Genomic DNA, 23,723 nt, shown 5'->3' with positions numbered 1-23,723 from the left:
CCCTACATGGACAAAGGGTTAACCAGATATCAGAAATTAGATGCAGTTCGAGCGCGACGGGCTCTAGTAGATATAATGCAGATAACTCAGAATACGAATCTGTGTACTTGCAAACCATGATAAGAGTGTGCTGTCGGGCAGCAGCTGAACCGTGGCCTGGGCTCCTGAGGGTAGCGCGTCTGGATAAGGCACCTCTAGATTCAGGTGCAGACGCATACGCTGAGCGTCCCGGACCCATCTGTTTGACTCCGTTGGCGTTGCAAGCAGGCCATTGGCATCGAACTGACCAACACTCACGCCCGCATCTTTACTGGCGATCTGTGCCTGATACAGTTGACCCGGCTCCCCATCAAATGCAACCAGGGCCCGGCTGCCATTTACGGCCCGGCGTGAGCTTTTTTCACGAAAGTCGGCGATGATATCGAGCTCAGATGACACCAGAGCCAGCAAGGGTTGACCCGCAGTCGCATACGCGCCGGCCTGAAGCTGAAGATTGGTCACGGTTCCATCCTGTTCGGCTCTGACCTGGGTATAGGATAGGTTTAGCTTGGCTTGTTTGAGCTGGTTCTGTGCAAGTCGCAGGTTAACATTAGACTCATCGAGTTCACCTCGGCGTACCCTCAACTCTTTCAGCCGCGCCTTACTGGCAAGCAAACTCGCCTTGGCCGCAGTTGCCTCGCTATCCAGACTGTCTTTCTTCTGTCTGGATACGCCATGACTTTCGAACAGGGAGTTTACCCGCTCAGCATCCGCCTGCTTCTGCTGTGCAATGATGCCAGCGGCTTTAACATCGGCCGCTGCCGCCACTAATGCGGCATCTAACTCTGCATTGGACTTGCGTGTCTGCTCAAGGTTGAGCGCCGCCTTCTCAACATTAAGCTGGTAAGGTGTAGGGTCGATATAAAACAGAATATCGCCCTTACGTACCGATTGATTGTTCTCAACATTGATTGTGACGATATGGCCATTGACTCTGGGTGCCACCTTAGTCACATCTCTCGTTGCCATAGCCTGTTGGGTCAATGGCATATTAAAATCGGCAAAAATAAAATAGGAAAAAATCATCACAAAAACTAACATTGATAATTTAATCCAGCGTGCAAATTTCTGATCCGGCGTCATCAAACTCCTCCCCCGATGATTACTCTCTTCACTAATATTTAATCCTCTTCACTTTCGTTCAGTTGTGCTAACGCGTTGCCGGCAATGATCTCGACGGTACGCTTAAACTGATCCAGTTCCTCCTGGCTGATTCCTGTCATCAAGTCTCTGCGGATCTGCAAAATACGCGCTTCAACCTGCTTGATCATCTGCCGCCCCTCCCCGGTCAAACTCACAATTCGCACCCGTTTATCGGTTTCACTGCTGTGGCGGACAATAAGGTTCTGCTCCTCCAACTGACTCAAAGTTCGCATCAAAGATGCCAGCTCTATCTCCAGAGCCTGTGCCAATACTTTTTGACTGACATTGTCATTGAGATTCTGCAACTTCCACAGCGCGGTCCATCTGGGGTGGGTGAGCCCCAGGGGCGCCAACTCCTTGTCTGCCACATTGCGCCATAAACGTGCCACCCGCCTCAACTGTTCTGCGAGTGATAACTCCTTAAGCACCTTGATATCATCAACCATCTCAAACTCCATTTAGTTAGCATGCTAAGCATTGTACATTACTTAGCGTGCAAAGTAAATATCTGACATGATCCGTAAGCCATACTAAAGTCCGCCGTTGTGGCCGAATGACCTATCTATCAGATTTGATTCTGCTCCAAGTCAGCCTGAAGCATCGAAATTGGGATATTTCTTCGCCATTTAAGTAAGAAGTTACTCCTGCATGGTTGCAATAAATAGCGGTTAAGCCATAGTGAGCCTGCAAATACGTTTATATGTCGGAGATGAAGATACAATGAGCCAAACGAATCTACTTTTGCTATGTGGAGGTGGTGGAGATGAACACGCGATCTCCCTGCTGTCGGCAAACTTTTTTGAAACTTCACTCGCAGATATACCCGAAGTCAACCTATTACGTGTCGAGCTGGACGCGCAGGGGCATTATCGCACCGCAGATGGGAAAACCTGTGAGCTGACTAACCGTAAACAGATACGTTTCGAAGATGAAACTCTGGCTCCCTGGCCCGTCGATTACGCCATCCCATGTATTCATGGCTATCCGGGAGAAACCGGCGATATTCAATCTTTCTTTGAGTTGATCAACCTGCCCTATTTCGGTTGCGACTCAGAAGCCAGCAGAAACTGTTTCAATAAGGTCACGGCCAAGATGTGGTTCAGCGCACTCGGCATTCCAAACACGCCCTATATTTTTCTCAATGAGTTTAATGATGACGCCATAGCCCGGGCCGCTAAGGCGTTAGAAACCTGGGGCTCCGTGTTTATCAAGGCTGCATCTCAAGGCTCATCTGTAGGCTGTTACCGTGTCGACTCCCTCGATGAGCTTGAGGGCTCGTTGAAAGATGCCTTCAGCTACTCGCCTTATGTAGTGATAGAGAAAACCATCAAGGCCCGGGAGTTGGAGGTCGCCGCCTATGAACTCAATGGTGAAATTGTTGCCACTAAACCCGGTGAGATCATCTGCGCCTCCAATACTTTCTACACCTTTGATGAGAAATATGCTGAGGACAGTCAGGCAGAAACTAAAGTTGAAGCGGAGATCAGTGATGAGTTAAGCCAAACGATCCGCGAATATGCCATTAAGGTGTTCAAGGGAATGAAACTCAGTCATCTTTCGCGCATTGACTTCTTCCTCACCGAGGACAATGAAATTCTTCTCAACGAGATCAATACCTTCCCTGGATTAACACCTATCTCCATGTTTCCCAAGATGCTGGAAAATCACGGCGATAGCTTCAGTGATTTCCTGATAAGCAACATTAAGGCTCAACTGGCGGAACAAGCCTGAATAGCGTTATTCATTTACCCGATATAAGCCGTCACCCCAAATGATAAAAAAGCCGGAGCAGCTCCGGCTTTTTATCTTCTATACTCAGTTTCACGCTGAGCACCTCTATGGCTCAGACTGACAATCAGAAGCGCATTTCATTTCACGTTCACATCTCAACGCCGTATTCCAGATACAGCTTACTCATGTACCCATCACGATACATGGACTTAAGGGCACGCTCTAATGCCGAGGTTTGCTCAAACGGCATCTCCTTGTTACACGCCATGGCACGAAGGGAAGTATAGAAGACCAGCTCCGGTACACCGAAGTTGATGGCTTGCTTATTCATCTGCTCCTGAGCACTGACAAGCTCCGCCGCCCAAAGCTCTATTCTCGCACGTTTGAGTTTACGCAGGTTTTGCGCACTCACCGATGCCAGCTCTACATCAAACCCCAGTTCTGTCAAATATTCACCTATACCGCTTCCCAGAAAACTACCAATCTTGTAGGGTCTCGCATCGCTGAGGGTGGTAAGCGGGATAGTCTGATTGCTCCGGCTATAGAGTCCGTACCTGGATACCAACACCGGACTTATCCAATGAAAGTGTGCCTCTCGCTCCTGACTCCTTGCTACCGGTAATACGCAATGCCCCGGCATGCGCTCGGTGGTAATGATCGCCCGTTTCAAGGGAATAAAGGTTAACCGGTATTCGAGCGATGTTCGTGAGAACATCTCCTTAAGCATGTCGACCAGTAATCCATGATGAGTTTTCCCCACCTTGACCGCAAACGGAGACTCCTCATAGGTCAATACCTGTATCGTCTCGGCCCTTAAGCTCGCGCTTACCAGTGAAACTATACCGACTGCACACGCACAAACGATTATCGAACGACACCGTTTGCAAACCCGTTTAAGGCTACTTCCATACATCTATCGCCTCCTCATAGGGAAGAGTTCTCCCCGCTTCAGGTGCAGTAATTTGTGGCTTAGGAGCTCCTGGCGCGTTCAACCAGAACTCCCTCTTGGAAACCGGGTTTAACTTGGGGGCGCACTTCATCTCTCCCTCCTCTTCAATAAGCTTCAATCGCCTATCGACAGCGGCGGCAAAGTTATCCATCCCCTTTTGTACCGTGACCTTTCCCTCGATGATCTGTGAAATATATTGCCACCAGAAATTTGCCAGCCCCGGATAGTCGGGAACATTGGTCCCGGTAGGCGTCCACACATCCCGTCCACGACTTCGATAGAACTCGACCAGACCACCCAGGTAGGGCGCTTTTTGGGTCATCACATCAGACTCAATATCAGAGCGACGGATCGGTGTTAAGCCGACTAAGGTTTTCTTTAAAGATACGGTTTTCGAAACCACAAATTGCGCATAAAGCCAGGCAGCCTGCTGCCGCTCAAGGGGAGTACTTTTCAAGATGGTCCATGAACCTGCATCCTGATACCCCGACTTCATGCCATCTTGCCAATACTTTCCAACCGGAGAGGGAGCAATACGCCACTTAGGCGTGCCATCTGGATTCATCACCGGTAAACCAGGCTTAGTCAGATCGGCGACGAAGGCGGTATACCAAAATATCTGTTGCGCTATTAACCCCTTACCCGGCCACTCTCCGGCCTGTGTGAAGTTAAGCTCGATAGACTCTTCCGGAGCAAATCGATTCAACCAATAGATAAACTTGTCGATCGCATACACAGAAGCCGGTCCGTTCAAGGCACCTCCCCGCTCGACACTCGCCCCGACAGGACTACATTGCTCGACCCTGATCCCCCACTCATCGACAGGGAGACCATTAGGCAAACCTTTATCCCCCACGCCAGCCATCGACAACCAGGCATCAGACATCCGCCAGCCCAGAGATGGGTCTGTTTTGGCATAGTCCATATGCCCGTAGATACGCTCGCCATCGATCTCTTTTACATCGTCGCTGAAGAATTCAGCAATATCCTCATAGGCTTGCCAATTCTGCGGTACACCAAGCTCATAACCATAGCGCTGTTTAAAACGTTTTTTAAAGTCGGCTCGGTTGAACCAGTCATGCCTGTACCAATAGAGGTTAGCGAACTGCTGATCCGGCAACTGATAAAGCTTACCGTCGGGGCCGGTAGTAAACTTAAGCCCGATAAAGTCAGGTAGATCTAAGTCTGGTGAGGTGACCGATGCCCCCTCATTTTTCATGAAGTCAGACAGAGGCAGGATGGCATCGGATCTAAAATGGGTGCCAATCAAGTCACTGTCGTTGATGTACGCATCGTAGAGGTTTTGATGGGTGAAAATCTGTGCCGACAGTTTTTTTATGACATCATCTTCACCGGTCAGTTCATGAACGACATGTATGCCCGTTATCTCGAAAAATGCTTTGGCGAGCACACTGGCCTCGTAACCATGTGTCGCTATACGCTCCGATACCACCCGGATCTGTAATCCGGAATAGGGTTTTGCAGCCTCGATAAACCAGTTCATCTCCTGCATCTGCTGGGCCTGGGTCAAGGTAGAGGGTTTAAATTCATTGGTAACCCAATACTCGGCTGCTTTCACCTTAGGGTCGAAAAGTGCGTATGACTCGAAGCTTATCCATGGAACGAAAAGGGTTGTGACAATCAATAGTATCTTAATGTCGTGAATGACCACTTCATACTCCACTCAATTATTAGACCGGAAAAATATCTGCTAAAACTTACACTAAACGTTATAACTATGGCCGAATAGCCAAATTTCTGCCACTCCAACCAATTATGCATGACATATGACTCACCCATCCGATACTCTCTTTTAAAGCGGCCTTTGCAGCTAAGTTAACTCCCCCACGCAAATTACTCTTTCCCAGCTATCTATAGATCATCTATGATGTGAAAAATGCGCACTATCTTTCATATAGGCCCGCATCTGAATGGCTAGGCCCTTGTATCTCAAGGAGTTCAGGAACCTTGGAGCTACTTTTCGCCTCTTTCGGCCATTTTGAGAGTATTGCTGTTCCCCTGAAACTCTACTTATCTAAATAAATGGTAACAGATTGAAAAATTTTGATTTTAACCTGCTCAGTGTTCTCGAAGTGTTACTTGAAGAGCAAAGTGTCACCGCTGCGGCGGCGCGTCTTCATCTCAGCCAGTCGGCAGTGAGTAAACAACTGGCCAGATTGAGAGATACCTTCGATGATCAGCTTTTTGAAAGAACAGCTTATGGGTTAAGGCCAACCCCAAAGGCGATGCAACTGGCGCCCGAGCTTCGGCAAATACTCAAACAGGTAGCCAAACTCACCCGCCCGAGTGAATTCGAGCCAGCGCTCAGTCGAAGAAAGTTCAGGCTCAATATTGTCGAGACAGCCTACTCGTTGACCTATCCCCACTTTATGCCAAGCTTATTGCAACAAGCGCCAAGCGTTAAGTTAGATAGTCAGACCTGGCATGCCGAGAGCATGGATAGACTGCTTCGTTGCGAATTAGATATGGGGATCGCCTGCAGGGAGTGGGATACACGATCACAGCTACACATGACCAATATCCCCGAGGAACTCAACTATGTTGAGCTACTCCGTGACCACCCCGTTTGCTTAGTAAGTAATAAACATCCCCTGCTCAAGGAGCGTTGGAATTTAGCCACCTTTCTCAAATACCGCCACCTTCAGGTCACCTTCGGTGGACTTGAACATTGGTTACTGGACGATGTGCTCAATCTTGAGTCACAAAAACGGGATATCGCCGTTAACTTAACCGATTTCCATAGTGCCATGCACCTCTGTGAAAACAGCGAGCTACTGCTTTGCTGCCCGGCAAAATACGCCGCTCAGATGAGTCATCAGTTTGCGTTAACCACCCTGGATATCCCGTTAAATCTGGTGCCGGGTGCCTATGTACTTTTTTGGCATAAACATTTTGATCATGACCTGAGCCACCGTTGGTTAAGAGAGTTGATAAGTAACAATACCCCTGAAACCTGACAACGGGCGTTGTGCGTCAAATAAAAAAGCCTGACTTTAATATTAAAGTCAGGCTTTCAGGTTTATTGCACTGTTTATTTAGATCGGTATAAGCCGTCTTTCTCTTGCCAACTGACAGAAATTTTTATTTATCAGCTGTTTTGGAAAGAATCCAAACAGAGGCTGCAGCAACCACAGCAAATCCCGCTAATATAATTACAGGCATGGCGCTGTAGCCAAGAATATGCCAAATAACACTCTCTAACGTACTCATATAGACTCCTTATTGCCAACCTTCGACTTTGTGCATATCCGGCAGTTTATGGGCGATACCTTTATGGCAATCCACACAAGTATTGTCCCCACTGGCAAGGGCTGTGGAGTGCTGCCTTACGCTGCGTGGGCTCTGCTCTGAGAAATCCATATACTCAAAGTTATGACAGTTACGACACTCTAAAGAGTCGTTCTTTTTCAGTCTTGCCCACTCCCTTTCGGCTAAATGAGCGCGACGCTCTTTGAACTTCTCTGGTGTGTTAATGGTTTGAGTTACAAAATATGCAAACAGCTCTTTAGATGCCTGAACCTTACGCACGATTTTATCTGTCCATGCATGAGGCACGTGACAATCTGAACATATGGCACGAACACCAGATCGGTTTGCGTAGTGAATAGTTTCTTGAATCTCTGCCACTATCGGCGCATGACATCCGGAACAAAACTCTTCGGTGTTTGTCGCTTCCATACCTGTGTTAAAAGCACCCCAGAAGAGCAGCCCTCCTGCAAAGCCCATAAATAGAACGATACCCACAGCGGCTTTACTGGGCCGCTTCAATATGCCCCAGAAGCCTTTTAAGGCGTTAATAATCCATTTCATATTATTACCCGCCTATTTTATTTTTGCAGTGACTTAACACGTTCGAAGGAGTTACCCACTAAAGGTTTCGCATCTGCTTGTGTCACGTGACACTGCAGGCAAAAGTATCTTCTGGGAGAAACATCGGCCAACACTTCATCGTTCCGGTTAGTAAAGTGAGTCACACTGATCTTGGTTGCTCCCATCTCTTTGGCGTTTTTCCAGCCGTGGCAAGATAAACACTTATTAGCATTAAGAGAGACTTCATAGTTTCTGATATGGTGTGGGATCAGTGGTGGCTGAAACACATAACTGCTTTCGATATCGACTTGATCTCGTGGTACCTTCTTCATAGGGTCGGCGGCTCTTGTCGCTTCCAGCTCAGCGCTGCCCCGAAGCGATTCAACGCCACCAATGCCGCGCCCTTGGCTAACAGCAAAAGCACTCATCAGGCCTAAACTCAAACTGATTGATAATAAAAGTAACTTTTTCATGTTAACCCCGCCTTAACCCACTTTAGTAATTTTTATTGGACACTTTTTAAAGTCTGTCTGTTTAGACAGAGGATCCGTGGCATCTAGAATCAACTTATTGATTAGAATTCGCGCATCGAAAAAAGGAACAAATACCAAGCCTTTTGGTGGGCGGTTTCGACCACGCGTCTCGACTCTGGCACGCACTTCACCACGCTTATTGCTCATCAGGACCTCATCACCACGACGAACACCATGGGCTTTAGCGTCATCAGGATGCATATAGCAAACCGCATCAGGAACCGCTTTATATAGCTCAGGGACACGACGGGTCATGGTTCCGGTATGCCAATGCTCTAATACACGGCCAGTACATAACCATAGGTTATACTCTTCATCCGGAGATTCCGGTGGCTTCTCATAGGGTGCAGAGATGATCCATGCTTTACCATCTGGCTTGCCATAGAACTCAAATCCTTTACCTTTGCCAACATAGGGATCGGATCCCTCTTTAAAGCGCCACCTGGTCTCTTTACCATCGACGACAGGCCAACGTAAGCCACGTTCATTGTGGTAGCGTTCGTATGGCGCTAAATCATGGGCTTTGCCACGACCGAAGCTGGCATACTCCTCAAATAGCCCTTTTTGTACATAAAAGCCTTGATCTTTAGCATCATCATTAAGCGGTTGCGCCTCCGATAACGGGAACTTATTCACCTGACCATTTTCAAATAACACCTGATACATGGTCTTACCGCGTACTTCAGGCATCTTTGCGATTAGCTCTTCGCTCCACACCTCTTCAATTTTGAAGCGTTTTGAAAATTCCATGATCTGCCAGAGATCTGACTTAGCTTCACCCGGGGCTGAAACTTGCTGATACCAAGCCTGTGTACGGCGCTCAGCGTTACCATAAGCCCCCTCTTTCTCTACCCACATAGCGGTTGGCAGAATCAAGTCTGATGCCTGCGCCGTCGCCGTCGGATAAGGATCAGAGCAAACGATGAAGTTTTCCGGATTACGATAGCCAGGTAGACGCTCATTGTTGATGTTTGGGCCTGCCTGCATATTGTTATTACACATCACCCAATAGGCATTGAGTTCACCATCATTTAACTTACGATCTTGTAGCACCGCATGGAAACCAGGTTTAGGCGGAATAGTGCCCTCCGGCAGTTTCCATAATTTTTCAGACAGTTTACGGTGCTTAGGATTAGCCACCACCATATCTGCTGGCAGACGGTGTGAGAAGGTGCCCACTTCACGTGCGGTGCCACATGCCGATGGCTGACCTGTGAGTGAGAATGGACCGTTACCTGGTGTAGAGATTTTTCCAACCAGAAGGTGGATGTTGTAAACCAGTGAGTTCATCCATACCCCACGGGTGTGCTGATTCATCCCCATAGTCCAAAGTGACATGACCTTAATCTTTGGATCGGCGAACTGTTTAGCCAGAGCCAGAAGTTTCTCTTCATCAACCCCCGTCATCTCAGCGGTTTTCTCTAACGTGTAAGGGGCAACAGATTGCTTATATTGTTCAAAATCGATGGAATCGACTTTACCTACGTTAGGGTTGGCTGCGGCTTGTTGTAGTGGGTGCTCATCTCTTAAGCCATAACCTATGTCGGTGGTGGCTTGTTTGAAGTGCGTATGCTTATTGACGAAGTCCCAATTAACGGCATCGTTTTCGATGATGTAATTGGCGATATAGTTAGCTATCGCAAGGTCAGTTTGTGGCTTAAAGATGTAACCTTTATCTGCCAGTTCAAATGAACGATGATAGTAAGTCGATAGCACATTCACTTGCACATGGGGATGACTCAAACGTCTGTCGGTGATGCGGCTCCATAGAATGGGATGCATCTCAGCCATATTCGCACCCCATAAAACGAATGCATCGGCTTCTTCAAAATCATCATAACAGCCCATAGGCTCATCAATACCGAAGGTACGCATAAAGGCGCCTACAGCGGAAGCCATACAGTGACGAGCATTAGGGTCGATGTTGTTTGAACGGAAACCCGCTTTCATCATCTTAACGGCCGCGTAGCCTTCCATGACTGTCCACTGGCCTGAGCCAAACATACCAACGCTGGTAGGCCCTTTCTTCTTAAGGGCCGATTTCCATTTCCGGGCCATGATATCAAAAGCGTCATCCCAGCTTACCGGTGCAAATTCACCGTTTTTGTCGAACTTACCGTTAGTTTGACGCAAGAGAGGCTGAGTAAGCCTGTCTGCCCCATACATGATCTTTGACAGGAAGTAACCTTTAATACAGTTTAATCCCTTGTTAACTGGGGCTTCCGGATCACCTTGGGTTGCAACGACTTTCCCCTCCTGTGTACCCACAAGTACCGAGCACCCTGTACCACAAAAACGACATGGCGCTTTATCCCAATGAATTTTTGACTCTTCACTTGAAGCAATTAAGTTTGTTGCTGAGGCAGGAAGAGTAATTCCAGCGAGTGCTGCAGCTGATGCTGCGGCATTGGCTTTGATAAACTCACGTCTAGACATTTTCATACTTGTTCCTCGCTAACACATTAGCTATTTTTGGAAATTGATTTTTTGCTGTTTGGTTCGACATCAATCTGGTGATACACCATGGTTGCACCTAACACTCCAGGCATGTCGTTAATCTGTTCTATGATCTCGCTAATAAAGCCCTCTGTTTGGGTCTCAAGCACCACAACAATTTTTCCGACTTCATTAACACCGTAAATTTCGGCCTCTTTTAACCCTGCTATAAGGCCTTTGGTTTCCTCTAAATGCTCGGGGCTAACTTGTACAAGCAGGCTTGATATATGCGCCTCAGCTAACGACATGTGGGTGTTCCTTATCTATCTTGGGACAATTTTTAAATGACACAGCCTGGACAACCAGAGAAGAAAATCTCAAAAGTACCGATACAACAGAGGCGAAAAAGGCGGTAAGAAAAATAAAAGCCTTAAGCTCTAGACTTTTCTCTTCTTCGGCTGTGAAACTCATAACTCCTCCAACATGGGGCGTTAGCCTCGCACATGGTGAGCCATAGATTCAGGCTCGAATTAGATGATTGGTATGTAAAATCTCAACCAAGCTGTTAACTTGCTTGAAATGGTACCCGTATTGAGATCTCCAGCTGTATACCCCTAACTTGGTAAAGCCCAAGCGGATCGACGGCCATCACATTTGCAGGGCAACCTGTGATCCAGATCAAAACAAATACCTAAACATTTTAGCTTAAAAATCAAACATTCTAATAATTACCATGATCTGGAACAACTTTTAACGTGATCCAACTCACACAATCTCCCTAACAACAAGTTAGCAAGATGTAAAGCTATCGCTAAATAGATACACAGCTCACAAAAAGCGTGTACAAAAAGCAGGCACTTAACACTGAGTTAAGGCGGTGATGGTAGGAGGCGCAGATACATCCAGACAATGAGGGGGTGTCGAGCCCCCGGATTCAAAAGCCGGGGGAATAAAAAAGCGCAGACGATAACGCTGCGCTTTTCAATGAAAAGGTGTCGTTTCCTCTATCAAAAAATTGAGATCAGCTCTCTTTAATTCTGTTCAGAATACGCTTCTCGGAGATAGGGTAAGCCGTACCTAAAACCTGAGCAAAACAGGAGACCCGGTACTCCTCAATCATCCAACGGGCATCGAGCAGAGACTCAGGGATGGCAGCCGATCTGGGAAGTTTAGCCAATTGGGTTTCGAGCTCATTTTGTACATTATTGATGCTTTGCATATGAAGCCTGTCGCGATTAGGGTCGACGGGTAACTTATCCAATCGATTATCGATAGCTTTCAGGTAACGCACCATATCCGGAAGACGCTGCCATCCACACTGCTCGACAAACCCCTTAAATACCAGCTTGTCCAACTGTGTCTGAATATCACTCATTGCAAAGGCGATATCCAGGCTTATCTTACCTTTCAAGCGCTTCTTAATCTTCTGATAGAGCGTCAGTATCTCTTCGACTTTCAGCGCAAGTTTGGCCGCCGTAGGGTTAAGCTCCTGCCTTACCCAATCCTTAGCCTGCTCGAAACTCGCCTGTGAGCGCACATCGACACCTTTCTCGTCGAGTAACTGTTGCACCGCGGCCGCTAAAATATCGTCGATCAAGATCTGTACCTGACCAAAGGGGTTAAAGTACATCGCTAACTTCGCCTTGTTTGGCAAGGTTTTTTGCAGGTGCTTAACCGGTGATGGTATGTTGATCAACAGGAGTCGCTGCAGACCGGAGCGGTGCGCCCGAATCGCTTCATTCTCATCATCGAATAACTTGATAGCAACAGATTCTCTGTTATCGACTAAAGCCGGAAACGCTTTAACCTCGAAGTTCCCCTTCTTCTGTTGGAACTGGCTCGGCAGATCCCCGAAAGACCACTCTAACAGGTCCGATTTCTCAATGCCTGAATCGGCCACCTGACGGATAGCATGAGACACTTGCCCCTGCAGAGAGGCTTTTAACTCTTCTATATCTCGGGATTGCGCAACCAGCTTACCCTTATCTCCCTCCACCTTAAAATTGATCAGCAGATGCTTGGTCAGTTGATTGAGATCGAAATCTTCAGGTGCGACTCGCACGCCACTCATGCGCAACAACTGTTTACACATGGCGTCGATAAGGCTCATCTCGAAGGGCTTCATCGCCTGTATGCATGCCTTGGCATAATCCGGCGCCGGAACGAAGTTGCGTCGAATCGCCTTAGGAAGCGATTTAATCAATGCGATGCACTTCTCCTCCCTCAGACCCGGCACCTGCCAATCAAAATCCACATCTTCGATCTGGTTAAGCAGGGCTACCGGTACATGAACTGAAACCCCATCATCTTCGGCCGATGGCTCGAAGTGATAGCTTACAGCTAACTTAAGGTTCCCCTGATGCCAGAAATCCGGGAAATCCAGTGCCGAGATATGACTATCACCGCGCTGCATCAATTGCTCACGTTCAAAATCTAACAGATGCGGGTTCTTTTTACGCTCTGTCTTCCACCAGCTAAAAAATTTAGGGGCGTTATAGATACCCGCGGGAATTCGCGGTTCATAGAAGTCCACCAGGACCTGTTCATCCACCAAAATGTCCCGGCGACGTGATTTATGCTCCAGGGTTTCAACTTCTTTGAGTAAGTTACGATTCTTTATGAAGAAAGATTCATTGGTACGCAGCTCACCGTCGGCTAAGGCGCTGCGGATGAAGATCTCGCGCGCCTCAATAGCGTTGACCGGCCCATACTGGGTCTTACGGCGATTAACTATGGTCAGGCCATACAGGACCTGGTTTTCCAGTGCGACAACACTGCCCTGCTTAGCTTCGAAGTGAGGCTCGAGGTAGTTTTTCTTCACCAGATGACCGGCTAAGGGCTCGATCCATTCGGGTTGAATTTTGGCACAGCAACGGGCAAACAGGCGTGAGGTTTCGGTAAGTTCTGCCGCCATGATCCATTTCGGTCCCTTTTTCGCCAGCGGCGAACCGGGAAACACGAAGAACTTACGATTGCGCGCTCCTAAATACTCATTGTCTTTATCTTTAAAGCCTACATGACTGAGCAGTCCGGTTAGCAAAGATTTATGCAGCAGCTCATAATCCGCAGGTTCGGTATTAAGCCGCCATTTAAGATCGTGCACGGCCTGCTTTAACTGAACGTAGAGGTCTTGCCACTCCCTGACCCTCAGGTAAGCAAGAAACTCTTTCTTGCACTGTTTCCTGAACTGGCTTGAGGAGTACTGCTTTTGCTGCACCTTAAGGTGATCCCACAGATTAACAAACGCAACAAAATCTGAGTTTTTGTCACTGTGTTTCTTATGGGCTTCATCGGCCGCCTGCCTCTTATCCATAGGACGTTCCCGTGGATCTTGAATCGACAGTGCAGAGGTGATGACGAGTGTCTCATGAAGACAACCAAACTTTTCAGCCTGAACCACCATACGTGCCAAGCGGGGATCCACCGGGATATGAGCCAACTTCTTTCCCAAAGGAGTCAAGGCTAAACGCCCCTTCGCCTTGCGTACGGCTTCCAACTCCTCAAGGAGCAGGAAGCCATCACGGATATAGCGCTGGTCCGGTGACTGGATAAACGGGAAAGCTTCGATATCACCAAGTCCGATCGACAGCATCTTCAGAATCACGGAGGCCAGATTGGTACGCAGGATCTCAGGATCGGTAAATTCCGGACGACCGCTGAAGTCCTCCTCACTATACAGACGGATACAGATCCCCGGCGCGACACGACCACAACGCCCCTGCCTCTGATTGGCACTGGCCTGTGAGATCGGCTCAATAGGAAGACGTTGAACCTTGGTTCGGTAGCTATATCGACTGATACGAGCCGTACCGGGATCGATAACATAACGGATACCGGGAACCGTCAGCGAGGTTTCTGCCACGTTAGTGGCCAGTACGATGCGTCGGCCGACGTGGCTCTTGAATACTTTCGACTGTTCACCGTAAGAGAGGCGAGCATATAGGGGTAATATCTCGGTATCGCGATACTGACGACGATTCAACTGATCGGCTACATCTCGAATTTCACGCTCACCATTCATAAAGATAAGAATGTCGCCGGGCCCTTCTGCAGTGAGTTCATCGACGGCTTCAAATATTCCTTCGGTCAAATCCAGATCTTCATCACTATCGCGTACCAGCGGCCTGAAACGTGTCTCCACCGGATAGGTACGCCCCGAGACCTCGATGATTGGGGCATCACCGAAGTGTTTCGAAAACTTGTCGAGATCGATCGTTGCCGAAGTGATGATCACCTTGAGATCCGGACGCTTCTTAAGGACGTTTTTCAGGTAACCTAAGATAAAATCGATATTGAGGCTTCGTTCATGGGCCTCATCTATGATGATAGTGTCATATTGGTCGAGGAATTTATCGTTGGTAAGCTCGGCCAGCAAGATACCGTCTGTCATCAGCTTAATGTATGAACCATCATTTATCGCATCAGCAAATCGAACCTTAAAGCCGACAACCTCACCGAGCGGACTCTTAAGCTCTTCGGCAACACGAGTGGCGACACTTCTGGCCGCCAGGCGCCTTGGTTGAGTATGGCCAATCAAGCCGCGACAACCCAGACCAAGCTCCAGGCAGATCTTAGGTAACTGAGTCGTTTTACCCGATCCCGTTTCACCTGCGACGATCACCACCTGATGACCAGCGATCGCCCTGGCTATCTCCTCGCGTTTTTGCGAGATTGGTAAACCTTCGGGGTAAGTGATCTCCGGACGCGCCTGACGTCGTTTCTCTACCTTTTCAAAAGCTTCAACGGCTTGTGCTTCCAGTTTCTCTATGGCGAGGCGCTTCTTATCTGAATCAGCCTCTTTATTGAGTCTGTATAGGCGTCGTCTTATTCGAGAAACGTCGGCTTGATAGCACTGTTTTAGATATGTATTCGATAGAGGGTGTTGTTGCGAACTCAAGTCCAGATTCCATTGCCAGGATCAAAAAAGGGATCCTAGCAAGGATAGGAGGTTTTTGGTATGGAAAATTTTCCTGCGCGCCGGTAAATGACAGGCAATAGTGGGACTCTGAGTATTATTCGACGAGTAAACGCCACCAAGCCCGGTTAACGTCGTCGCAGGCATGGAACAGATCAACCAATCCACACCGGTCATCTCCTTATCAAACGCTAACTTACTCAGGTTCAGCCGACTCCAGGTTATATCCGGCTAAAATACTCTGAATAACACCACTGCGTTGCAGCCTTTGTAAACTCATGTTGAAACGGTCCACAACCTCCTTGTCGGCGTGCTTTCGGCCATAGCCGATATAGTAATACAGCTCCTCGTTTGAACCTGCATAACGGACATTATTAAAGTTTCCCTGAGCAATAAGTGTATTGCCGACGTCTCTGTTGGAGTAGATCATCTCGATATTACGACCTTCGTTATTCAACATCTTAAACACTTGTGTATTGTCATGGATCTCCTGAATGGTGATGGGCTCAAGGTTTGCCTCAATCATCTGCTGACGGATCTTCTTCAGGTGCTCCGAGGTATTAGAAGATTCGAGGACACCAACTCTGGCACCGGCCAGATCTGAAAGTGAGGAATAGTTCAAAGGGTTAGAACTATTAACGAAGAACCCATACTGAGTCTTCAGCAGAGGCGGGGAGAAGGTAAGCCATTGGGCCCGCTTGTTATTCCATCCGATGACCAGCATTGCCTGCACCAGTCCCCGTTTCACTTTAAATTGCGAGCGTTTCCATGGCAGTAACTCGATAGAGCAGCTGATATCTGTGTCATCGCATGCTTGCCTGACAATATCGATAGCCGCTCCCGATAAGGCCTCCCCCTTGATATAGCTAAATGGCGGAAAGTTATGGGTGACGAACTTAAGCTCGGCAGCCTGAGCGACAAACATGAATTGAATAGTGGTAAATATGAAAATAATGATTCTTTTCATCTTAACCCCAGGAGTCTATAAGATAACCATCCTGTTGAACGAGACCCCTAATCGTATAATTGTTACCGCCTCCTGCGTCACAGCAACTTAGAATCAGATGCGGCATCGCGGCCGCCACCTATCAAGCATAGCTGGCTATATAAATATTTGCTTAAAAGCCGTCTGGCCGAGCGGTTAAATATTATTACGCCGGGGATATGTGACAGAGGGAAGCTGCTCCCGGAGTAAACAGAAAAGTACAAGGGGTAATAAATGGAAAAACAGTCAAGAGACGCCTTATGCTGCGAGACGCTCTCGCAGCATAAGGCTGGGCCTAATCGAAAAACCTAAGCCGGTGCGAGATAACACTGCTGCATATAGTTGTTGATAGCTGTGAGTACATTAGTGCGGTTGATGGTACCGATGACCCTCCCCTCCTCGACCACAGGATAGATCTTTGGTTTCTCCCCCAGCATCTGCTCGGCCAGCCCCAAAATGCTATCGTCGGGCGACACCCAGAGCACATCGCTACGCATACAATCATTGACGTTGGCCACTAAATCACAATGGTAACTACTCTTCAACATCACAGACATACAATCCTGCTGAGACAGAAACCCAACAAGCTGTCCCGACGCATCAACCACGGGTGCTCCCTGTTTCTTCTCGTTTAACAGCGCTTCTACTGCCGAAGCCAACGACATTTCGGGTGTAAGCAGCACGGGTTGACGGTCCATATGTTCATTAACTTTTATAGAGTCCATAGTTTTCCCTCCGGTGTGTACTGACCTTAGTTTACATAAGATATTAATGAACTGTATAGAAAATATTCAACAACGCTAATCTAAATGACTAATTTTGTTGAAATAGTGTAATCGGCAACAAATTAACCAAATAATTAACATTGCAAACTGGTAAAAAACATGCAAGTTTAAAACACACTGTAAAACAAGTGTTTTTCCTTTAACCCACTAGATTTAATCAGTTTTATTTATGTGAGTGACAACGAGCATTTTTTCAAAGTGGGACATTTTGACCCAGTCGCGTCGTGAAAGATGATCTAGCTCATATTGATGAAACCTAATGCACGACTTTAGTCTCAAGCACAACAAAGCTTGATATGAGTCAATATTTTTCATTTTTTTAGGCATAGACTTGTTTCCGAAAAGTGAGCAAAAAACAATTCACCCCCAAAACAACAACAAAGGTTTAACATGGACACACATGCAGCCCTATATCGACAGGGACAGGCGCGTTTGGATATGCTGCGCCAGCTCAAATCCCGAGACGGACAGTCATTAACTAGCAAAATGAAAGAACACGGCATCACTCGCCGTGATTTTATGAAGTGGAGTGCATCCGTTACAGCGATGCTTGCTCTACCCCTTCCATTCAGCACGCTTGTTGCGGAAGCCGCGGAACTTGCCGATAGAGTACCGTTAATCTGGTTACACATGGCCGAGTGCACAGGTTGTTCTGAGTCTTTGGTAAGAACCGATACACCTAATCTGGATTCTCTCATCTTCGATCATGTTTCTCTGGAATACCATGAGACCTTGATGGCAGCTGCCGGTTGGCAGGCTGAAGAGAACCTTGAGCATGCAATGGAAGCCTACAAAGGCAACTACCTTCTCGCTGTTGAAGGTGCGGTCCCTACGGCCAACAACGGTGCTTTCCTGACCGTAGGTTGTAAAGGTCACACCGGACTGGACATCGTCAAGCATGCTGCCGATGGCGCTGCGGCGATCATTTCAGTAGGTACCTGTGCTGCTTTCGGTGGTATTCAGGCCGCTTCTCCTAACCCAACGGGTGCGAAAGGCGTTCATGAAGTTGTCGACAAGACTGTGATCAACTTGGGTGGTTGTCCTCCAAGTGAGAAAAACATTGTCGGTACCCTGATGTACTTCATCATGTTCGGCAAACTACCGGCCCTGGATATGTTCAACCGTCCTAAGTGGGCTTACGGTGCTCGTGTACACGACAACTGCGAACGTCGCGGTCGCTTCGATGCTGGTGAGTTTGTCGAAGAGTTTGGTGACCAGGGTGCTAAAGAGGGTTACTGCCTCTACAAGGTTGGTTGTAAAGGTCCTTATACCTACAACAACTGCCCGACCGAACGCTTTAACCATCATACAAGTTGGCCTGTACTTGCAGGACACGGTTGTATGGGCTGCTCAGAGCCTAATTTCTGGGATGATATGGCTGACTTTGAGAAGCCACTCGGCAGACAACTCCTCCATGGAATTGATGCTACTGCGGACACCGTTGGTGCCGTTATTCTTGGCGCAACTGCAGTGGGTATTGGCGCCCATGCCGTTACAAGCATTTTTGCCAAACCACTGGAGGAGTAATCAATGAGCAAGCGTGTAGTAATCGATCCAATTACCCGTATTGAGGGTCATTTGCGTGTCGAAGTCGAAGTCGACGAAAACAATGTAATTAACAAGGCTTGGTCATCTTCAACCCTTTGGCGTGGTATCGAAGTCATCCTTAAGGGCCGTACCCCTATGGATGTCGGCCTTATCGTTCAGAGAATCTGTGGTGTATGTACCTATTCTCACTACCGTGCAGGTATCGAAGCGGTTGAAAATGCATTAGGGACACAGATCCCATTGAACGCTAAGTATCTGCGTTCATTGATGCAGACATCTCTGTATATGCATGACCATATCGTTCATTTCTATCATCTGCATGGTCTGGATTGGGTAGACGTAGTTTCGGCACTGAGCGCCGACCCTGCAGCGGCTGCACAAGAAGCCCTTAAGTACACAGATAAGCCTATCGCTGCCGGCGAAGGTGAACTGCGTGCCGTACAGGAGCGTGTCAAAGGGTTCGTAGAGACAGGTAAGCTTGGCCCATTTGCTAACGCCTACTGGGGCAACAGCACCTACAAGTTTACTCCCGAGCAGAACCTTATTGCCCTTTCTCACTACCTTAAGGCACTGGAAGTTCAGCGTGTCGCAGCCGAGATGTTAGCTATCTTCGGCGGTAAGTCTCCGCATCCACAATCTTTGGTTGTTGGTGGTGTGACTTCGGTTCGTGACATGTTAAGCCCTGCACGTCTTCAGGAGTGGAAGCAGAAACACGCTATCGTGACTGACTTCATTCACCGTGCTTACAAGGCTGACATCGTGATGGCGGCTGCCGCATTCGGTGGTGAACCAAGCGTTCTTGGCGGTGTAAACGTGAAGAACTTCATGGCAACCAACGACTTCGTATTGGCCGATGGTCAGTACATGTTCGATCAGGGTGTGATCATGAATGGCGACCTGGCCGGTGTAACCGATATCAACCCTGATCTTATCAAGGAAGATGTCACCCACGCCTGGTATAAGGCAGATGGCGCACAGCATCCATATGACGGTACAACGGTACCTGACTATACAGGTTTCGTTGAGCGTGACACAGTCTACGGTAAGTTACCTACCCTAGATGGCGACGGTAAGTACTCATGGGTGAAGTCACCACGTTATGACGATGAGCCAATGGAAGTGGGACCACTTGCCAGCTTGCTTGTGAGCTACGCTAAAGGCAACAAGGTTGTTGTTGACTCAGTCAACGGCCTGCTCGAAGCAACGGGTCTGCCAATTGAAGCACTATTCACTACTCTTGGCCGTACTGCGGCTCGCATGCTACAGACAGTGATTGTCGCCGAAGAGGGTCTTAAGACGTTCGACGCTATGCTGGTCAACATGCAGTCTGATGAGTCTACCTATGTTAAGCCTGAGATGGACTCAAATCAGGAGTACGTTGGACACGCCATGATTGAAGCGCCTCGCGGCATGCTAAGTCACTGGATCCGTATCAAAGGCGGTTTAGTAGAGAACTATCAGGCTGTAGTACCGACAACCTGGAACGCAGGTCCCGTCGATGCTAACGGTAAGATGGGTCCATATGAAGCCTCTTTGGTTGGCCTTAAGTTGGAAGATCCAACTAAGCCACTGGAAGTCATACGTATTATTCACTCGTTTGACCCTTGTATGGCGTGTTCTGTACACGTTATGGACTTTAAGGGACAAGAGTTGGGTGAGTTCCGTATCGATCCCAACGGCCAATAATCACTAAGGGAGGGATAGCAAAATGAATCATTCTGCGACCCATACTAGAGACTTGATCTTCAGCCCTGCGATCCGGATTTTTCACTGGCTTCGCGCACTGTCGATACTCGTTCTGGTAATCACAGGATTTTATATATCTTGGCCATTTTTAGTGGCACCTGAAAATAACGATATTCAGGTTCAGAGCTATATCCGCTTCGCTCACTTAGTGTTTGGCTTTGCGTTAACGGCCATCACCCTGGTGCGCTTTTACCTCTTCTTCTTCGGCAAGAGCGACATCGAACGTCGATCTTTCCGAGATGCGGCGAGTGTAACTAGCTGGGTTAAAAACCTGAAATCTTACTTATGGATGGGACACCTTGATAAAGCGGGTGTTTATGGACCACTACAGTTCACAACCTATGTATTGATCTCATTTATGGCTCTGTTTATCTGTATCACCGGCCTGGTACTGTATGCCAACGTCTATCACCTTGGAATGGGTGGCATGATGTGGGATGCGGCAGGTTGGATCACCGCACAGATGGGTGGACTGGCACAAGTAAGAATTTGGCATCATTACCTGACTTGGGTATTTGTCATCTTCGTACTTGTCCATGTATACATGGCCGTTTGGTCGGGTATCAGGTTCAAGCATAACTCTGTAGATTCTATAGTCTCTGGTTATGATTACCACAAGAAGCACTAGTAGATATTGTAGTCATTAAGCAGTATCAGGGTACGCCGATGTTTTTATCGGCGTACTTTTATTATATTTAGACCATTATTATCTGATCACTGTATTTTCATGGATAGAAAGTGGTGTTGAAAGCAGGTATAAACCTTACTTATCGATGATGATAGTCCCTAACAACAAGGCAAGGTTTTAATGAAGGTATTGCTGCTAGGTATTGGCAATGTCCTGTACGCAGATGAAGGTATCGGTGTACATTTCGTCAATTATATCGCTGAAAATTTCAAATTCAGCCATGAGAGTGACCAACTGGATATTACAGATGGTGGCACCCTCGCTCAGGGATTAATCCCAATTATCTGTCAATATGATTACTTAATTGTTGTCGACACAGTCAACGCCCATGGTGTGGAACCCGGGCAGGTTTATTTCTTCGATTTCGATAAGGCCCCGGCAGAGATCGACTGGCAAGGCAGCGCTCACGAAGTCGAAATGCTGCAAACATTGAACATGATGGATATGGTAGGCGATCGCCCTAAAACATTTATCCTGGGTGTGACTCCCACCGTACTTGAGCCGATGACCCTGGGCCTGACCCCTATGGTCGAGGCGGCGGTTCCCCTCATGGAAAAAACATTATTAGAACATTTTAACCAGCTTAATTTCAGCTGCGAACGCATCAATGAAATAGATATCAATACCTTAATCCCCGAGTCATACAAACGCGGTGTTACTTATAATGAAGAATATTAGGTTTGAATTTACCTGCTCAAGACAGGTTCCCCTTTATGCGCATCTATGTAATCAATATCTTAATCATGATCAGCTCAATATAACGGTAGGTTATCAAGATCAGGTCTATTTTATCGAAGCGCAGGGAGAGTTGAAGGAGCTTGAATCTCTTGCCGATGCGATTGCCCAGGATTTTCTGATCTCCGTATGGTTAACCGACTCGCGGATCTCACTGATCGAATCCCGAATGGGTGGGCATCAGCTTCTACCCAACGCTAAGGTAGAGCAGGAGTTTTGCCAGCAATGCCTGCCGAAATTTGGCGACAACCAGTCGCCACAATTTGGCGATATATCCTTAAAATGCGACTGCTGTCAGGGCGAAACCCGCCTCAATGAAGAACACTTAGGCCTCTCCTTTGCTGATATCGCCTCTGTAGCAGATAAACTACTGACAGATGGTCATGCGCTATTTCCGAGCAACTCCCCCGTCACGCTGAGTCTCTCACCTCTGGATAGTGAAGGCAGGGACAAGCTGCTTGTCTGCAACCCTAATACCCTCAATGCTCAGTTTCACCTAAAAGATCACCAGATATTAGCCCTGTCGAGCATCGAAAAACCATTGATCACCGCACGACCTGTCAGCGACCACCCCAAACTGAATGCGCCTCTGTACGATATCTGTTTCGCCTACAACCGTGGGATTGTGGTCTTGTGTGAAATATTAAGACAGCGAGGAGTAGATTGGATCTATTTCAATGCCGACAACCTTGACAAGCCTATGGTTTGGATACAATCGGCCTGGAGTAAAATATCCAGCACAGCTCATGAACAGCAATCATGGGTTGTATTAGAGGAAACGCCGGAACCTCTGCACGATGAGGCAAGCTTTAACGGCATAACTGCCAGCTGGAAGAAGGGAGTGATCAGCTGCAAGGCTTCGGCTACTGATGATAACCGACGCGACATGACTGATGCAGGGATCTGCGCGCTCAATGCGGGGAACCTTGAAAGCGGTCAGTTCAAAAACTCGGCCGTTATCTACTTCAGCCAGCAACATACGGGGCAGATCCTTACCCAGGACAGGACCCAAAAGAGTGAGCTTTTCTTCTCTCTGCCACAGCTTCCAAGCACAGGGTATGAGATCTATCACCAACTGGAGCAGAGCCCGCAGCGAAGCGTAGTGGAAAAGTTCAAACAGAAATACCCGGATGACTATCTCAGGTTGCTCGATCTGAACTTAGCGGCCCCCACTGATAACCTGCAAAGCCTATGGGCTATTTCGGCAATTATCCTCGGCCTCTCATCCAAATCACTGGCTAAAGAATCTCTCAGTGACGCCCTAATCAGCTGCGCCATGGCCCACAGGGGCTCTAATTCACCCAGAATTGACTACCCACTGACTAAGGGGGAAGCCCATAGAAGCCTAAACTGGTGCAAAACACTGGGTTCACTGATAAGTTTCAGGCTGGCTGACGATAGAGATGCATTCAAACTTGCCTTCGGCATGCAAGATTCACTCGCCGACTTTTTAGCCAACTGGATTGAGCATCTGGATCTCAACGTTGGTGTTAACTCCGTCGTCCTTGCTGGCAGTGAGTTTGCCAATGAGGTGTTGACTCAAAGATTATCATTAAGACTGGGTAAAAACTTCCCTCTGAAAGTCAACCACAGGCTCGATCTCGATGGAAACAACCTTGCTGTCGGCGGGCTCTACCTTAAGAAGCGAAGATAACAATT

The 23,723-nt window shown here is 47.8% G+C and carries 19 protein-coding genes; 7 read left to right on the top strand and 12 right to left on the bottom strand.

Annotated features, from left to right (window positions below):
• Positions 1–63: 63 nt before the first annotated feature.
• Both Q1B47_RS13020 and Q1B47_RS13015 read right to left on the bottom strand, forming a co-directional pair.
• A complete protein-coding gene (locus Q1B47_RS13020) occupies positions 64–1,122 on the bottom strand; it encodes an HlyD family secretion protein (protein ID WP_299794362.1) in 1,059 nt (352 codons plus the stop codon).
• A 38-nt stretch (positions 1,123–1,160) separates the two neighbouring features.
• The gene (locus tag Q1B47_RS13015; protein ID WP_299794360.1) at positions 1,161–1,628 is read right to left on the bottom strand and encodes a MarR family transcriptional regulator; all 468 of its coding nucleotides are present in this window, start codon (positions 1,626–1,628) and stop codon (positions 1,161–1,163) included.
• 274 nt (positions 1,629–1,902) lie between these two features.
• On the opposite strand from Q1B47_RS13015, the gene Q1B47_RS13010 reads away from it, so the two are divergent.
• Positions 1,903–2,913 (top strand): D-alanine--D-alanine ligase, encoded by a 1,011-nt coding sequence (locus tag Q1B47_RS13010; RefSeq protein WP_299794358.1) that lies wholly within the window; start codon positions 1,903–1,905, stop codon positions 2,911–2,913.
• 148 nt (positions 2,914–3,061) lie between these two features.
• Here Q1B47_RS13010 and Q1B47_RS13005 read toward each other — a convergent pair whose 3' ends face one another.
• Together Q1B47_RS13005 and Q1B47_RS13000 are read right to left on the bottom strand one after the other, a co-directional pair.
• Positions 3,062–3,826, bottom strand: coding sequence for an ABC transporter substrate-binding protein (locus Q1B47_RS13005; RefSeq protein ID WP_299794356.1), 765 nt, complete (start codon positions 3,824–3,826; stop codon positions 3,062–3,064).
• Positions 3,813–5,534, bottom strand: a complete 1,722-nt coding sequence (locus Q1B47_RS13000) for an ABC transporter substrate-binding protein (protein ID WP_299794355.1) — start codon at positions 5,532–5,534, stop codon at positions 3,813–3,815. The genes Q1B47_RS13005 and Q1B47_RS13000 overlap by 14 nt, the downstream gene beginning before the upstream one ends.
• A 382-nt stretch (positions 5,535–5,916) precedes the next feature.
• Between Q1B47_RS13000 and Q1B47_RS12995 the strand changes: the two genes are divergently transcribed.
• Positions 5,917–6,840, top strand: a complete 924-nt coding sequence (locus Q1B47_RS12995) for a LysR family transcriptional regulator (protein WP_299794354.1) — start codon at positions 5,917–5,919, stop codon at positions 6,838–6,840.
• Positions 6,841–6,964: 124 nt separating this feature from the next.
• On the opposite strand, the gene Q1B47_RS12990 is transcribed toward Q1B47_RS12995, so the two are convergent.
• From Q1B47_RS12990 to Q1B47_RS12955, 8 genes are all read right to left on the bottom strand, one after another.
• The gene (locus Q1B47_RS12990; protein ID WP_299794352.1) at positions 6,965–7,093 is read right to left on the bottom strand and encodes a TIGR02808 family protein; all 129 of its coding nucleotides are present in this window, start codon (positions 7,091–7,093) and stop codon (positions 6,965–6,967) included.
• A 9-nt stretch (positions 7,094–7,102) separates the two neighbouring features.
• Positions 7,103–7,693: a NapC/NirT family cytochrome c gene (locus Q1B47_RS12985; RefSeq protein WP_299794349.1), complete on the bottom strand. Its 591-nt coding sequence runs from the start codon at positions 7,691–7,693 to the stop codon at positions 7,103–7,105.
• Positions 7,694–7,710: 17 nt separating this feature from the next.
• A complete protein-coding gene (locus tag Q1B47_RS12980) occupies positions 7,711–8,166 on the bottom strand; it encodes a nitrate reductase cytochrome c-type subunit (protein WP_299794346.1) in 456 nt (151 codons plus the stop codon).
• A 12-nt stretch (positions 8,167–8,178) separates the two neighbouring features.
• Positions 8,179–10,668, bottom strand: coding sequence for a periplasmic nitrate reductase subunit alpha (gene napA, locus Q1B47_RS12975; protein WP_299794343.1), 2,490 nt, complete (start codon positions 10,666–10,668; stop codon positions 8,179–8,181).
• A gap of 20 nt (positions 10,669–10,688) precedes the next feature.
• The gene (locus Q1B47_RS12970) at positions 10,689–10,970 is read right to left on the bottom strand and encodes a chaperone NapD (RefSeq protein WP_299794340.1); all 282 of its coding nucleotides are present in this window, start codon (positions 10,968–10,970) and stop codon (positions 10,689–10,691) included.
• Positions 10,971–11,683: 713 nt separating this feature from the next.
• Positions 11,684–15,565, bottom strand: a complete 3,882-nt coding sequence (gene hrpA / locus Q1B47_RS12965; RefSeq protein ID WP_299794617.1) for an ATP-dependent RNA helicase HrpA — start codon at positions 15,563–15,565, stop codon at positions 11,684–11,686.
• A gap of 208 nt (positions 15,566–15,773) precedes the next feature.
• Positions 15,774–16,544, bottom strand: coding sequence for a transporter substrate-binding domain-containing protein (locus Q1B47_RS12960; protein WP_299794337.1), 771 nt, complete (start codon positions 16,542–16,544; stop codon positions 15,774–15,776).
• Between the two features lie 326 nt (positions 16,545–16,870).
• Entirely contained in the window at positions 16,871–17,287 is a 417-nt protein-coding gene (locus Q1B47_RS12955; protein ID WP_299794334.1) for a CBS domain-containing protein, read from the bottom strand.
• A 450-nt stretch (positions 17,288–17,737) separates the two neighbouring features.
• On the opposite strand from Q1B47_RS12955, the gene hyaA reads away from it, so the two are divergent.
• From hyaA to Q1B47_RS12930, 5 genes are all read left to right on the top strand, one after another.
• Positions 17,738–18,874, top strand: coding sequence for a nickel-dependent hydrogenase small subunit (gene hyaA, locus Q1B47_RS12950; RefSeq protein ID WP_299794331.1), 1,137 nt, complete (start codon positions 17,738–17,740; stop codon positions 18,872–18,874).
• 3 nt (positions 18,875–18,877) lie between these two features.
• The gene (gene hyaB, locus Q1B47_RS12945) at positions 18,878–20,581 is read left to right on the top strand and encodes a nickel-dependent hydrogenase large subunit (protein WP_299794328.1); all 1,704 of its coding nucleotides are present in this window, start codon (positions 18,878–18,880) and stop codon (positions 20,579–20,581) included.
• 22 nt (positions 20,582–20,603) lie between these two features.
• Entirely contained in the window at positions 20,604–21,269 is a 666-nt protein-coding gene (gene cybH / locus Q1B47_RS12940) for a Ni/Fe-hydrogenase, b-type cytochrome subunit (protein WP_299794325.1), read from the top strand.
• A 180-nt stretch (positions 21,270–21,449) separates the two neighbouring features.
• Positions 21,450–22,007, top strand: coding sequence for a HyaD/HybD family hydrogenase maturation endopeptidase (locus tag Q1B47_RS12935; RefSeq protein WP_299794322.1), 558 nt, complete (start codon positions 21,450–21,452; stop codon positions 22,005–22,007).
• Complete coding sequence (locus Q1B47_RS12930; RefSeq protein ID WP_299794319.1) at positions 21,994–23,718, top strand: NiFe hydrogenase; 1,725 nt, start codon at positions 21,994–21,996, stop codon at positions 23,716–23,718. Before Q1B47_RS12935 ends, Q1B47_RS12930 begins: the two co-directional genes overlap by 14 nt.
• Positions 23,719–23,723: the final 5 nt, after the last annotated feature.

This window comes from uncultured Shewanella sp., assembly GCF_947501225.1.
In the GTDB taxonomy this organism is placed as follows: Bacteria; Pseudomonadota; Gammaproteobacteria; order Enterobacterales; family Shewanellaceae; genus Shewanella.
The sequence above is the reverse complement of the archived record's forward strand: the minus strand, read 5'-3'. Positions and strand labels throughout refer to the sequence as shown.